At 63.6% G+C, this 13,049-nt stretch carries 14 protein-coding genes; 5 read left to right on the top strand and 9 right to left on the bottom strand.

Annotated elements, in window-relative coordinates; genetic code table 11:
• The first annotated feature begins 154 nt into the window (after positions 1-154).
• Entirely contained in the window at positions 155-808 is a 654-nt protein-coding gene (locus tag NED97_RS08320; protein WP_252490238.1) for a J domain-containing protein, read from the top strand.
• Here NED97_RS08320 and NED97_RS08315 read toward each other — a convergent pair.
• From NED97_RS08315 to NED97_RS08280, 8 genes are all read right to left on the bottom strand, one after another.
• Positions 802-1,413, bottom strand: coding sequence for a toll/interleukin-1 receptor domain-containing protein (locus tag NED97_RS08315; RefSeq protein WP_252490237.1), 612 nt, complete (start codon positions 1,411-1,413; stop codon positions 802-804). The two genes, NED97_RS08320 and NED97_RS08315, sit on opposite strands and share 7 nt — an antisense overlap.
• Positions 1,414-1,478: 65 nt before the next feature.
• Positions 1,479-1,877 (bottom strand): hypothetical protein, encoded by a 399-nt coding sequence (locus tag NED97_RS08310; RefSeq protein WP_252490236.1) that lies wholly within the window; start codon positions 1,875-1,877, stop codon positions 1,479-1,481.
• Between the two features lie 47 nt (positions 1,878-1,924).
• Positions 1,925-2,569: a triose-phosphate isomerase gene (tpiA, locus tag NED97_RS08305; RefSeq protein WP_252490235.1), complete on the bottom strand. Its 645-nt coding sequence runs from the start codon at positions 2,567-2,569 to the stop codon at positions 1,925-1,927.
• A 74-nt stretch (positions 2,570-2,643) separates the two neighbouring features.
• Positions 2,644-3,189, bottom strand: a complete 546-nt coding sequence (locus NED97_RS08300) for a multiprotein bridging factor aMBF1 (RefSeq protein WP_345781234.1) — start codon at positions 3,187-3,189, stop codon at positions 2,644-2,646.
• A 63-nt stretch (positions 3,190-3,252) separates the two neighbouring features.
• Positions 3,253-3,864 carry a CDP-alcohol phosphatidyltransferase family protein gene (locus NED97_RS08295; protein WP_252490234.1) on the bottom strand — a complete coding sequence of 204 codons (612 nt, stop codon included), beginning with the start codon at positions 3,862-3,864 and terminating at the stop codon, positions 3,253-3,255.
• Positions 3,861-4,391 (bottom strand): adenylate kinase family protein, encoded by a 531-nt coding sequence (locus NED97_RS08290; RefSeq protein WP_252490233.1) that lies wholly within the window; start codon positions 4,389-4,391, stop codon positions 3,861-3,863. The genes NED97_RS08295 and NED97_RS08290 overlap by 4 nt, the downstream gene beginning before the upstream one ends.
• The gene (gene hisC / locus NED97_RS08285; protein WP_252490232.1) at positions 4,388-5,512 is read right to left on the bottom strand and encodes a histidinol-phosphate transaminase; all 1,125 of its coding nucleotides are present in this window, start codon (positions 5,510-5,512) and stop codon (positions 4,388-4,390) included. Before hisC ends, NED97_RS08290 begins: the two co-directional genes overlap by 4 nt.
• Before the next feature lie 607 nt (positions 5,513-6,119).
• Complete coding sequence (locus NED97_RS08280) at positions 6,120-6,545, bottom strand: EamA family transporter (RefSeq protein ID WP_252490231.1); 426 nt, start codon at positions 6,543-6,545, stop codon at positions 6,120-6,122.
• 602 nt (positions 6,546-7,147) lie between these two features.
• On the opposite strand from NED97_RS08280, the gene NED97_RS08275 reads away from it, so the two are divergent.
• Entirely contained in the window at positions 7,148-7,813 is a 666-nt protein-coding gene (locus NED97_RS08275) for a helix-turn-helix domain-containing protein (protein WP_252490230.1), read from the top strand.
• Between the two features lie 381 nt (positions 7,814-8,194).
• On the opposite strand, the gene ligA is transcribed toward NED97_RS08275, so the two are convergent.
• Entirely contained in the window at positions 8,195-9,922 is a 1,728-nt protein-coding gene (gene ligA, locus NED97_RS08270) for an ATP-dependent DNA ligase LigA (RefSeq protein ID WP_252490229.1), read from the bottom strand.
• A 108-nt stretch (positions 9,923-10,030) separates the two neighbouring features.
• Between ligA and NED97_RS08265 the strand changes: the two genes are divergently transcribed.
• From NED97_RS08265 to NED97_RS08255, 3 genes are all read left to right on the top strand, one after another.
• On the top strand, positions 10,031-11,593 hold the full coding sequence (locus NED97_RS08265) for a hypothetical protein (protein ID WP_252490228.1): 1,563 nt from the start codon (positions 10,031-10,033) through the stop codon (positions 11,591-11,593).
• Between the two features lie 242 nt (positions 11,594-11,835).
• The gene (locus NED97_RS08260) at positions 11,836-12,042 is read left to right on the top strand and encodes a hypothetical protein (RefSeq protein WP_252490227.1); all 207 of its coding nucleotides are present in this window, start codon (positions 11,836-11,838) and stop codon (positions 12,040-12,042) included.
• A 198-nt stretch (positions 12,043-12,240) separates the two neighbouring features.
• Positions 12,241-13,041, top strand: a complete 801-nt coding sequence (locus tag NED97_RS08255) for an aldo/keto reductase (RefSeq protein WP_252490226.1) — start codon at positions 12,241-12,243, stop codon at positions 13,039-13,041.
• Positions 13,042-13,049 lie beyond the last annotated feature (8 nt).

The raw sequence follows: 13,049 nt of genomic DNA, 5'->3' as shown, positions 1-13,049 counted from the left end.
ACGGCCACTTCGAACTTCGTTAATCTGTCCCTTTCGCTCCGTGCAACCCGAGCGGTGGCCGCGTAAGCGCTTCCTAGCGGACGTCGGTGCTGCCCGCCGCGGCGGATCGAACGGAGACAGCACTGAAGTAGGAAGAAGATAAATCACTCGCGTGATGAGTGTGGCCGGCGAACGTCGAGCGTGCTGTGACGGCTGCGGCCGCCAGGTCGCGCTGGAACGATTGACGGCGGTGACGATGCCGAACGGGGATCGAGTCGCCTGCTGTCCGTCGTGTGAACCCCACGCTCGTAACGCTGCCAGAACGCCCGACACGCCGGACAGCCGACGCGGGACGTGCGACGGCTGTGCGGGAACGTTCCGACGCCGGGACCTCGAGGAACTCGTCCTGGACGACGGCACCGTCGTGACCTGCTGTCCGTCGTGTACGGACGAGGTTCCCGGCGAAGCGGACGGGGACGAGACGGAATCGGCGGACGAACCCGACAGGGCCCTGAACCGGTGTAGCCAGTGTGCCGAGTGGGTCGCCGAGGAACTGTTTCTCGCCACGACGATCGACGACCGGACCGAGCGACTCTGCTCGTCGTGCAAGGTAGAGGCCGAGGACCGCGGCGTGCTCAAACGCGTCGCGATGCGGCGCGAACGAGCCCGAGAGATCCTCAGCGTCGAATCGGGAGCCGACGCCGATCGGCTTCGTACGGCGTTCCACGAGCAGGTCAAGCGCGCCCATCCCGACCGGGAGAGCGGGAGCAAATCCGCGTTCAAGCTGGTCACGGACGCCTACGACAGGCTTCGGGAGAGCGATCACTGAACGGCGTTTTCGCGGCGGACGTACCCGATCGTCGCCGGATCGAAGGCGTACGTCGCCCCGCAGTCCGCACACGAGGTGGAGAGCAGTTTGCCGTGCTCGTGAAGCTTCCAGAGCTTCGACTGGTCCGCCTCGAGTTCGAGGACGACGGGGTGCGTACACCGGACGCTCGTGCACGTAAACTGGACGTACCAGTTCGGAACCGAGAGCGCGCCCAGCGGCGCGAGTTCCCGCCGGAGCCGACAGAGGAGTTCGAAGATCGTCCGCGAGAGATCGTCTCGATCGATCGCCACGCCCTCGATATCGGTGAGAAATCCGCCCCGGAGATCGGCGTCGGCGTACAGCGGTAGGACGGGGATTCCCTTCGCCAGCGCGTACCCGATCTCCTGGTTGACCCACCGGCTGTCGGCCGACCGCTCCGTCAACACCGCGACGACGACGTTGCTGTTCGCGATCCGCCCCTCGAGTCGCTTGCGCGAGCGTCCGGATTCGACCTCTTCGAGCGCGACGTGGACGCCGACGGGGAAGTTCCTGACCGTCGAGAACAGGTTCTGGACCAGGTCGAGATCGGCGGATGCGTGCGAGACGTAGAGCTGTTCTCCGGTCATAGCGGAATCTACGAAAAGTATGACCCCAGATACGTATCAACGTTCGTGTTTATTTCGGTCGGAATCTACGCGTCGTCCGACACGTCGCCGATCGTCTCGAGAACCCGCTGGGAGAACTCGATCTCCGAGAGTTCCGTTCCGAGCCCCGCGAACCACTCCGCCTCGACGTGCCAGCGACCGCGCAGTGCGCCGTCGGTCGTCCGCGAGGTCACCTCGAGGCGACCGGGTGTCCACTCTCGCTCCTCGGCGATCGACAGGAGCGTCCGAACGACGGCGCTCACCTCGTCGCTCGTCACGGCCGACGACTCGGAGACGGTTTCGTACGTGAGAGTCAGCCCCGTGCCGTCTCGAGGCAGATCGTCAGCGTCCGAATCGTCGTCGAGCCACGCGACGTCCGTCACGTAGATTCCGTTGCTCATGAGGCGGTTCTCGAGTGCGACGCCGACCGGTGGCTCCGATGTCATACCGCCGCATTGGTTCGGCGTCGAAAAAAGTGATCGGTCGCGCCGGCTCAGAGCGGTTCCACGAGGTCCTCGAGGGCGGCCGTCGGATCGTCGGCCTTCGCGACGCCGCTCGCGAGCAACACGCCCTCCGCGCCGAGGTCGGCCGCGGCGACGACGTCGTCGCCGGTACTGATTCCGGCACCGCACAGCACCGAGACGTCGGAATCGACGCTCGCGGCGGCGTCGACGGCGTCCTCGACGACGTCGGGGTCGGCCTGGCTGACCGGCGTCCCGGTTCCGATGAGTTCCGGCGGTTCGACGGCGACGGCGTCGGAGCCGAGCGCCGCCGCGGCGCCGATCTGGGCCGGATTGTTGGCACAGACAACCGTCTCGAGGCCCGCACGGTCGGCCGCACGAACCGAGCCGTCGACGTCGGCCAACTTCAGCCGCCGTTCGGAGTGGTTGATCAGCGTTCCGACCGCACCCGCGTCAGCGACCGACTCGGCGAGCGTGTGGCCGGTGTTACTGCCGTGCTCGATCGGATCGACGTGCTGGGCCCACGTCTCGACGCCCGTCTCGGCGACGCGCTCGAGGTGAGCGGCCTGCGGCGCGACGGCCAGACGCGCGTCTGTGCGTTCGTCGACGTCACGGACGGCTTCCGCGACGTCGATCGGATCACACGGGTACGTCTTCAGGTTGACGAGAACGAACATAGGAGAGACGCCCGCCGCAGGAAAGAAATAGCTTGCGAGTCACGTCAGTTGGCCGCACCGACGCCGAGTCCGCCTCAGTCCTTTCGCTTGACGACGTCGCCGAGCGTGTAACTCCCCGACGAGGAGCCGCCGGACCACTCCGAGTCGTCGGCGGAGGCGCCCTCGGCGCTCAGGTCGATCTCGAGGAAGCTCTCGAGTTTCGACTGCACCTGGTCGCTCGGAAGCGTATCGCTACGTTCGATCTTTCGGATGAGGCTCGCCTTCTCGTTGAGTTCGTTCGCGAGATCGGACTGGCTGAGCCCCTTCTGCTCGCGAGCGTTCCGGACGCGCTCGTCGTAATCGGTCGCGAGTTCGTCCATGTCGTCGAACATGTCCTGTCGGCGCGAGCCACCGGAACTCGAGGAGCTCGAACCACCGCTCGTCGACGTTCCGCCGGAGCTCGAACTCGAGGACGAACTCGAGCCGGTCGAGTACTTCGTCGACGTGCTCGAACTCGAGGAGGACTGCTTGACTTCGGTACCGAAATCGGTACAGTTCGAACACACGTCCAGCTTCGCACCCTCGACCTTGATCGTCTTCGGAGACGACGTCTCGGTGCCACACATCTCGCATTGAACCATGGAGGAATCTATATCGCGGCGAGTGATAAACCATGCGGCGCAGTCCCAGAGCGCGGACCGCGATCAGTCGAGTGCCACCCAGGCGTAGTAGAACCGCTGGAGTGCGGTCAGGTGGCCGACGACTGCAAGAAAGACCAGCAGCCAGCCGATCAGCGTGAGCCCGCCGTACTCGCCCGAGAGCGGATAGGCGAGGAAGCCGACGAGGCCGATGATCGCCAGCCGGTCGGCGCGGCCGACGAGTCCGCCGTAGACCCGGTCGAGACCGACGGCCTGGGCCTGCGTTCCCAGATAGGAGGTCATCACGACGCCCGTCACCGCGAGGAAGCCGAGGAAGTAGTCCCCGACGCCGGCGGCAAGCCCGCCGATGATGACGATGTCGGCGTAGCGGTCGATGACGTGGTCGAGGAGGTCCCCGCCCGCTGAGGCGGTCTGTTGCTCGCGTGCGAGCGCGCCGTCGATGATGTCCAGCCAGCCGTTCAGAAAGACCAGCGTCGCGGCGGCGACGAACCAGATCGGATCCGCCCGGCCGCCGAGCAGGAACGCGAGTGCGGCCAGCACCGCCGTCCCGAACGCCAGCAGGCTGACGCCGTCGGGGGTCATTCCGACGCGGTCGAACCCCCTGACGAACGGATCCAGAAAGCGCGAGACGTACGGACGAAGCTTGTCGAGCGTCATCCGAGATACCCCACGAAGTCGACCTCGCCGGCGGTCGGTTCTCGCTCGTCCGCGACGACCGCGTCGAGTTCGGTCGCGACTTCCTCGGGGGCCAGCTCGGTCGTATCGATCTCGTACACCGACTCGAGTCCGTGTTCCTCGACCGCCTCGGCGAGAATGACGTCGAGCGCCTCGCTCTCCGCGTTCTCGCTCGCCTTGGCGTCCGTCTCGCCGCGCTCGAGCAAGCGCTCCTCGAGCGTTTCGGGGTGACAGCGCAGGACGGCGACGCGGTCGACCGCGAAGTGGTGGGCGAGGTGAGATTCGATCACCGCCTCTCCGGAGCCGTCGAGCCAGGCCGCCAGCCCGTCGAGATCCGCGATCTTACTCTCGCGGTCGGGGTCGACCTCGGTGTAGAGCCCCTCCGCCTCGAGAACCTCGTTGAGGTGGATCACCTCGAGCGCGTCATCGCGGTCCTCGAGCCGGGACTCGAGTAGTTTCGTCGCGGTGGTCTTTCCCGTCCCCGGGGTCCCGGTGACGGCGACCCTCACGCCTCGGACACCTCCCTGCTCTCGGGAGCGACGTCCTCGAGGACGGCGTTGATCGTCTCGACGGCGCGGTCGGTCTCCGCCTCGGTGCCGCAGGTGACGCGGATACAGCCCGGAAGCCCGAAACTCGAGCAATCCCGGACGATGACGCCGCGCTCCCGGGTCTCCTCGGCGACGGCCGTCGCGTCGCCGACGGCGACGAGCACGAAGTTGCCCTCGCTCGGCCAGACGTGCGCGTCGATCCGTTCGCGCATGTACTCGCGAGACTCGCGCGCCGTCTCGAGGGTCCGGTCGACGTGCTCGTCGTCGTCGATGGCGGCGAGACCCGCCCGGCAGGCGAGTTCGCTCGCGGCGAACGGCGTGTTGACGCGGGCGTAGGCGTCGGCCCACTCGTCCGGAACGATCGCGTAGCCGAGACGCAGTCCCGCGAGCCCGTAGGCCTTCGAGAACGTGCGCAGAACGGCGACGTCGTCGCGAGCCTCGAAGCCGTCGCGGCCCTCGAGCAGCGCGACGGCGCTGTCGACGTCGGCGAACTCGCCGTACGCTTCGTCGACGACCACGAGCGTGTCGTCGCCGGTCTCCTCGGCGATCCGCTCGACGTCCGCGAGGTCGACGGTCGAACCCGTCGGGTTGTGCGGACTGGTCAGGTAGACGATCCGGTCGTCGTCGTACGCCGAGAGCACCTTCCCTGGGGACTGTGCGAACTCCTCGTCCCGCTCGAGGGTGTACTCGCGAACCTCGCCGTGGTGGAAGCGAGCGCTCATCCCGTAGTAGGCGAATCCGGGTGCGGGAACGAGCACGTCGTCGTCGGGCTCGAGCGTGGCCCGAGAGAGGTAGTCGATCGCCCCGTCGCCGCCGTTGGCGAGCCAGACCTGGGCGTCGTCGACGTTCCAGCGGTCCGCGATCGCAGCGGTGAGGTCGGTGTGGGCGGACTTGGGGTAGGAACTCACGCTCGAGGCCGCCTCGCGGATGGCCACGGTGGCCGCCGGCGAGGGCCCGTGCGGGTTCTCGTTCGAGGCGAGTTTGATGAACTCCGAGGGATCGCGCCCGAGTTCGCGGGCGACCTCCTCGATGCCTCGACCCGCCTCGTAGGCGACGTGATCGGACAGGTCGCGCGGTTGCATACGCCAATCCTGTTCCCGATGGCTCTTAAGAGTGCTTACATGGCGTCAGTCGCTCGTCCTCGATCATCCGGCCTGCTGTGGCGCACGCTGAATCGCGGCGAGCGACAGCGAGACGCGACTCGAAGCCGTGCGAGGGATGAACGAGGGAACCGAGTGACCGAGCGAATCGGTTGGGGAGGGCGTGGCGATCCCCCGTTGCCGGGATAGAGCCGTTCTTGCCGGATTTCGGTCGCCGTATTACGTGCAAAGTGCGAACCTACCGTGATTATTTCCATCAGCTAATAGAGATCTTGATAGAGTCGTGCTGAATACATAGCGCGAACGTGGCATGGACTGAGCGCTGATCTGCGAGGGAAGTGGTCGGTCAGTACAGGCAAACGATAGAACGCTGCAGATTGAAACCTATCCAACCTCTATCAAGAACGACGTGCTGGAGACAGAGCGAAATCCAGCACGGCGACGAGTACAGACGGAGACAACGTGGACTGGTAGATCAGCAACGAGAAGGATTCTGCTTCCTCTAATACCTACTAAGAAAGTGGAAGACGCGCCTTGGCTCATTTTTTCGAGAGTGCTATCCCGTGCCCAACGATTGCGTAGGGGTAATCTATTGGGAAACCAAAATGACCCCAATAATTGCGAACGCTATCCCAGCAAATCTCGTTATCGTAACTTCGTCTCCGAGGATAACCATACCGATGAGGGCCGCGACGACGAAGTACATCGCACCGAGAGTAGAGACGACTGTTGTCGACCCTCCGGAAAGGCCGATGTACATCGAAATCAGGCCTATTCCGGTGAACAATCCGGCCACGCCAGCGAGCAGTCCCCCTCTCGCAGTAATGGCAAGCGATGCGTCTGAAACGAGTATGTATCCGAGTGCAAGGGGTCCCGCAACAAGATAGGAGATCGCGGCGGCCGTCCTCGGGTCGATAGACTCCGACGCAGCGTTGCCCAAGACTACCCAAATTCCCCAAGTTACCATTGTAATCGAACCAAAGAACACAGCCGAATCTATCTCAGGGAAACCCATTATCGTGATTCAACGTAATGGTTGAATAGCGACGCCCGGAGACGCTCGAAGCGACTGGTATCGAACGGTGGGGTGACCCCGGCGGGGAGGTAGAATTTTGGTTCAGTGTCGCTGCCTCGGTCATCGGCATGGTATCTCTGCGCCATACATAATGCATACCGACCGTGCCCGCATTGGTCTCTCTCTTAATCGAATAATCCATTTATATCGGGTCTAGAAGATTTCATGCGTTCCTGACCGCTTTCGCAGGTTGCTCGGTGGATGCAGTGAGGACGACGAGGGCAAGCAAAAAGGATGATTATCGCCCAGAGAACTCCGCGAGAGATTTTCGATGCGCGTTCATCCTCGTTCTGAGTAGTGTACCACCAACTCCGCCGGACCGCTCTCTTATATCGTCCCCCAGCAGCCTCCGTTTCACTGACCCATAGAACAGCGCCCGGCTGCTGAACGCAGACTCTGTATGTAGCGTTTCGCTGACTCCGATTCGGAACGCACCGTCAATGCTTTATATCCTCTGTATGCAGCAAACCGGTTCTGATAGTTGCTAAGGGCTTCACCAGATATACATATTCATACATTAAAGACACCTACCCTATAGAACAGTGACCGATATTAAAGCAGTTGTCCGAATCGAGCACCCTGACATAGTGCTCACAAAGACAGTCACTCACGACCAGAGTTCGACAGTCAAATCGGTGTTAGAGGCAGGAACTGACCCTACATCGGGGAAATTCTTCTATCGCATACAGTCATCTGATTTCCGCCAGTTCGAAGACGGATTGCGGAATGATCACACCATTGGCGAGTTTGAACGAGTTATTGAAACCAGAGACGAGAAGGCGATCTATAGCTTCGAGTATACGGACGAATCGAAGATCATCTCACCGATTATTTCGACCGCGAACGGTGTCATACTCGATATGAAGAACGACGGAAACGGTTGGATTCTAACAGTATGGATGCCCGACCGGACGAATCTGGCCCCTCTATGGGACTATGCAGAACAGAACGACATTGATATCGAGTTACTGCGCGTGAACGAATACGCTAGTTTAGGGAATACGGACGCGGGATTGACCGATAGCCAACGAGAGGCACTCCTCGTCGCACTCGACACAGGGTATTTCGAAGACCCACGGAACGCAACTCTCAGCGAAGTCGCCGCTAATCTGGATATCTCTCAACCTGCAGCCAGTGGTCTCCTTCGGCGTGGGACCAAACGACTCATCGTTTCTTCCCTGATGGATGACAGTGAAAAGCCAGATTGATCAACGGCTACTCGGTGCAGTAGCGACGATATCACCCTGAGGGCACGATGTGTCTTCGTCAGCGTCCTGGGGTGAGTGTCGTAACCGAAACGCGCCCTGTATTCAGCACGCCGCGAAGAACATCTATCGAAGCTGTCAGAATCGTTGGCGGTCAATATGCACATGTAGTGAGCAGGTGGTTCACTGGTTTCGGCGTGAAACAAACGAAGTCGTCATGCTGTACTCATGCTCTCTATTCAGCACGCTGTTCTCGACAGCTACCGGTGAGATCGATTACTGCTCAGTTACCTACTCAACCTCTACGCAACGACCGTTTCAAGAACTATCGCGGTCAACGGATCGGATCTCAGTGCTGCCCGAAACGACAGTTAACAACGACCCTTACTTTCGAAGCCGCTCGAGTCGCTCGAGCGTGTCCGCATCCCCCGGCCGTTTATCCGAACGAACCCCCACGAACCGCGGGAACCGAAGCGCGTAGCCCGACGAGTACGTGGGCGAGCTCTGGATCTCCTCGTAGCCGACCTCGAAGACGACTTCTGGCTCGAGTTCGACCACCTGGCCCTGCTCGGCGGCGATGTGTGGTTCGAGTAGCTCCGTCAACTCGGCCAGTTTCTCGTCGGTGATCCCGGTCGCGACCTTGCCGACCGTCTCGAGGTCGTCCCCGTCGCGCACCGAGAGCTCGAACGTCCCCAGAAACGTCGCCCGGCGACCCTCGCCCCACTCGGCGCCCGTCACGACGCAGTCCAGCGTCTCGACGTCCGGTTTGCGCTTGCGCCAGTTCTTCCCCCGGCGCCCGGGCGAGTACGTCGAGTCGGGATCCTTGAGCATGATCCCCTCGTGGCCCGCCTCGAGCGCGTCGGCGTCGATAGCTTCGATCTCGTCGGGGTCGTCCGTGAGCCGGAGCAGGGAGAGTCCGTCGACGTCCTCGGGTGCCTGATCCGGATCGTCGGTCAGCGCGGCCTCGAGTCGGTCGTGACGCGCCGTCAGCGGCTCTTCGAGCAAGTCCTCGCCGTCGGCGTGAAGGCAGTCGAAGAAGACCGGCCGAACCGCGACCTTCTCGCGGGCCTTCGCGACGTCGTGTTTGCGCCGGAATCGCTTGAGCACCTCCTGGAACGGCAGCGGTGCGCCGTCGTCGTCGATCGCGACGACCTCGCCGTCGAGGATCGTCGGCTCCTCGAGGTGGTCGGCGGCGAACTCGACGGCCTCGGGGAGGGCGTCCGTAACCTCCTCCATGTTTCTCGAGAAGATCCGGGTCTCGCCCGCCGCGTCGTCCGCACCGTCGGCGTCCGCACCATCCGGCTCGTAGTGCAACTGGATTCGAGCCCCGTCGTACTTCCACTCCACCGCCGCCTCCTCCCACTCCTCGAGCGCGTCGGTGACCGTTCCGGCCTGGGCGAGCATCGCCTGGACGGGCCGACCGATCTCGAGGTCGATCGCGTCGAGTCCGTCCTGACCCTCCTCGCGAGCGACCCGGGCTACCTGTCCGTAGTCGTTCGACACCTGCAGCGCGCGTTCGACGCTGTCCCCGGGGACGTCGAACGCCTCGCTGATCGCGTCTCTGACCGTTCCTTCGCCGACGCCGATGCGCATCTCCGAGAGGACGAGGCGGGCGAGGTAGCGCGCCTCGTCGCTCGAGCACCGGTTGAAGAGACCGAAGAGGAGGTCCTCCTTGCGGTCCTGGCTCCCCGAGCCCTCGGCCGCCGCGAGGTCGGTCAGCGTCTCGTGGACCTCGGGAACGGTGAGGTCGCCGCCGTCGCCGGACCCCGAATCGCCGCCCGCGAACGCACCCAATCCCTGCTGGCCGCCGAACTCGTAGCTCGCCGCCACGTCGCCGATCTCGCCGACCTCGGCGAGTCGCTCCTCGACGTCGTCCGGGGAGACGTTGGTCCCCGCCGCACGGGCGATCGCCTCGTAGCAGGTGTTCGGTCCGATGTCCAGCGTCGTCGACTCCCACGCCGGAAAGACCCGTCCCTGAACGAACCGGGCGACGATCTCGAGGGTCTGCGGTTCCGCCGCCTCGAGCAGCGCCGTGACGTGGGCGACGATCTCGAGGTCGGCGGGTTCGGCTTCGATCGCGGCGGCACGGTCGGCGAACGTGGCGAACTCCATCGGCAGTGTGTATCCGCCGGGACGGGTAAAACCGTTCGGAGAGAGGGAACCGTCGCCCCGGCAATAGAGGGACGTGCTTTCAAGACAGTCGAGCGCGCACTCGGGAGTATGCCACCAGAAGAGGCGGAACTCGCAGCACGAGTCGCGGACGTGCTGTCGGTCGACGCCGAGGAATTCCGCGGGCGGGCCGAGGCTGACGCCGAGGTGATCAAAGAGGCCGTCGAGGACGGCGTCTTCGACAATCCGCAGGCGATCGTCGGCTTCGAGTACGAGTTCTACGCCGTCAAGTCCGACGACTGCGCGCTCCGGCGCGTCCCGCGACGGCTGCTCGAACTCATCGGTTTCGAGAAGGAGCTCGGGCTTCACAACGCCGAGATGACGACCAGCCCGCAACCGCTGAGCACGTACGGGCTGGTCGCCCAGGAGGCCGAGATCAAGGCGCGTCTGCAGACCGCGCTGCGGGTCACCCGGTCCGAGCACATGCGCCTGGTCAGCGACGGCCTCTGGACGATCCCGCCGGAGGGAGAGGACGCGGCCACCTACCTCACCGACAGCATCGAGCAGACGGTGACGGCCGCTGACGGGACCGAGCGAACGATTCGCGTCGCGACGAACATGAGCGACTCGGCGCGCTATCACGCGATGGCGAACACGAGCGGGGCGGACACCGCGGGGATGCGCGTCGACGCGCCCAACGTCTCCCTCCAGGCCGACACCGTCATGCCCGAGAGCCTGATCACCTCGATCCAGCCTCACTACCAGGTGGCCCACGCACCCGACCTCCCGATCTACTTCAACTACGCGCTGCGCATCGCCGGACCGCTGCTCGCACTCGGCGTCAACTCTCCGTTCTTCCCGCCGGACCTCTACGACGAGGACGCCGCGGCCGAGGAGATCCTCGAGGACGCCTGGATGGAACACCGGATCAGCGTCTTCGAGACGGCGCTCAACGATCCTGCCACCGGCGAGGGGAAGGTCCGATTCCCGCGCGACCTGTCGTCCGTCGAGGAGGCGATCGACCGGATCGCGTCGGATGACACCATCGTCCCGATGCACATCAAACCCGGAGAGCGGTTCGACGACGGCTTCTCGCACTTCCGGCGCAAACACGGCACCTACTGGCGGTGGGTTCGGCCGGTATTCGGCGGCCCGACGCGCTCGGCAGCCAACGCACGCATCGAGTTGCGCCCGATCGCCGCCCAGCCGACCGTCCGGGACTCGATCGCGTTTCTCGCCGCGTTCGCCGGCCTCCTCGAGAGCCTGACCCGGCTCGAGCACCCGGTCGTCGAACTCGACTGGGAGGTCGCCCACGAGAACTTCTACGCCGCGATGCGCGAGGGGTTCGACGCCGAACTGACCTGGATCACCAACGACGGCAAGGAGACCACCGACCGCCTCGAACTCTACGAGGACCTGCTCGCCCACGCCGAGGACGGTCTGACGAACCGCGGGCTGACCGAGGAGGAGGCCGCGAAGTACCTCTACCCGCTTCGTCGGCGCGTCCGCCAGAAGATGACGCCCGCTCGCTGGAAGCACGACCGAGTTCGCGCCGCGGTTGAGGACGGTGCTGTCCTCGCCGACGCGATCGAGTCGATGCAACAGAGCTACGTCGAGAACCAGTCCGAGACGCTGCTCGAGGGGAGTTTCGCTGACTGGGTCGTCGAACAGTAGCGGGTTTCCGAACGGGCAGACGGCGACCCGGTCGATTACCGCCTCGCGCCTCTCGTGGCGCTCTTTCTTCAGACGAGGTGTCGTCTGAAACGGCTGTTATGTGAAGAGTGCGAACGTATCGCACCCTTCTCTGGAGAGAACGATATTTAGGAGACTCAACACGGATCATATATTGCGCGGACACATTCTTCACCCAGATAGTCACACAATCTATAAATAGGTGATGAAAGTTACCAACTCGCATGGTTAACCGGTTCAGGGATTGGCTGGGGTGTCCCGCATGCAATGAACGAAATGACATTTCCAGGATGGCACACAGGACTGACATCGTGCTCGAATGCTACGAATGCGGGAAAATATCGGAGTACAAAATCGGACAGGATATTTCGATTCACGGGCTCGACATCGACGCTATCGCAGAGGTGGCTAAGGAATCCACGAACGATTGAACGACATTCCCCATTCAGACTGAATCGTCCTCGAGGCGTTTCCCTCTATTTTCCGTATCGATACTACTTGAACGCCCTCTCACGCGTATTCCCTGTCGGAACACGATCGCTGGAAACCTGTCGACGCCGAGCGGCTTCAACTGGACCCGTTTTGCCGGTTTCCACACCGCCGAGTGGCGGGTGGGCGTAGCCTCGTCCGTGCCACCGATAGATATCCCGCAGCCGGGTTTCGGAACGTCGGGCCACGAGGACGACGCCTGTACCGAGTCCGTTCGAACGGCGCTCGAGGCCGGCTACCGACACGTCGACACGGCCCAGATGTACGATAACGAGGAGGCCGTGGGTCGCGCGCTCGAGGAGACCGACGTCGACCGCGAGGACGTCTTTCTCGCGACGAAGGTCGAACCGTCGAATCTCGCGGCCGACGACGTGATCGAGACGACCGAGGAGAGCCTCGAACGCCTCGGCGTCGACGCCGTCGACCTGCTGTACGTCCACTGGCCGACCAGTGCGTACGACCCCGAGGAGACGCTTCCGGCGTTCGACGAGGTCCGCGACCGGGGCTGGACTCGCCACGTCGGCGTCAGCAACTTCACGACCGAGTTGCTCGAGGAGGCGACGGAGATCCTCGAGTCGCCGATCCTCGCGAACCAGGTCGAACTCCATCCCCGACTCCAGCAGGACGACCTCGTCTCCTTTTCGCGAGACCACGACGTTCAGACGGTCGCGTACTGTCCGATCGCGAAGGCCGAGGTGAACGAGATCGACGAACTGCAGGAGATCGCGAACGCCCACGACGCGACGCCGGTCCAGATCGCGCTGGCTTGGCACTACGGGCGCGACGGCGTCGTCCCGATCCCGAAGGGGAGCGACGAGCACATTCGGGAGAACTACGCGGCCCTCGAGATCGACCTGAGCGAGGACGAACGCGAGCGGATCGACGCGCTCGACCGCGGCGAACGACTGGTCGATCCCGACGAGGCGGCCTGGAACCGGTAGTCGGCGTT

Source organism: Natronococcus sp. CG52, from assembly GCF_023913515.1.
Lineage (GTDB): Archaea > Halobacteriota > Halobacteria > Halobacteriales > Natrialbaceae > Natronococcus > Natronococcus zhouii.
The sequence above is the reverse complement of the archived record's forward strand: the minus strand, read 5'-3'. Positions and strand labels throughout refer to the sequence as shown.

Coding starts and splice junctions, on each gene's coding strand:
- NED97_RS08320 (WP_252490238.1), top strand. CDS start 155: ATGAGTGTGGCCGGCGAACGTCGAGCGTGCTGTGACGGCTGCGGCCGC.
- NED97_RS08315 (WP_252490237.1), bottom strand. CDS start 1,413: ATGACCGGAGAACAGCTCTACGTCTCGCACGCATCCGCCGATCTCGAC.
- NED97_RS08310 (WP_252490236.1), bottom strand. CDS start 1,877: ATGACATCGGAGCCACCGGTCGGCGTCGCACTCGAGAACCGCCTCATG.
- tpiA (WP_252490235.1), bottom strand. CDS start 2,569: ATGTTCGTTCTCGTCAACCTGAAGACGTACCCGTGTGATCCGATCGAC.
- NED97_RS08300 (WP_345781234.1), bottom strand. CDS start 3,189: ATGGTTCAATGCGAGATGTGTGGCACCGAGACGTCGTCTCCGAAGACG.
- NED97_RS08295 (WP_252490234.1), bottom strand. CDS start 3,864: ATGACGCTCGACAAGCTTCGTCCGTACGTCTCGCGCTTTCTGGATCCG.
- hisC (WP_252490232.1), bottom strand. CDS start 5,512: ATGCAACCGCGCGACCTGTCCGATCACGTCGCCTACGAGGCGGGTCGA.
- NED97_RS08280 (WP_252490231.1), bottom strand. CDS start 6,545: ATGGGTTTCCCTGAGATAGATTCGGCTGTGTTCTTTGGTTCGATTACA.
- ligA (WP_252490229.1), bottom strand. CDS start 9,922: ATGGAGTTCGCCACGTTCGCCGACCGTGCCGCCGCGATCGAAGCCGAA.
- NED97_RS08265 (WP_252490228.1), top strand. CDS start 10,031: ATGCCACCAGAAGAGGCGGAACTCGCAGCACGAGTCGCGGACGTGCTG.
- NED97_RS08260 (WP_252490227.1), top strand. CDS start 11,836: ATGGTTAACCGGTTCAGGGATTGGCTGGGGTGTCCCGCATGCAATGAA.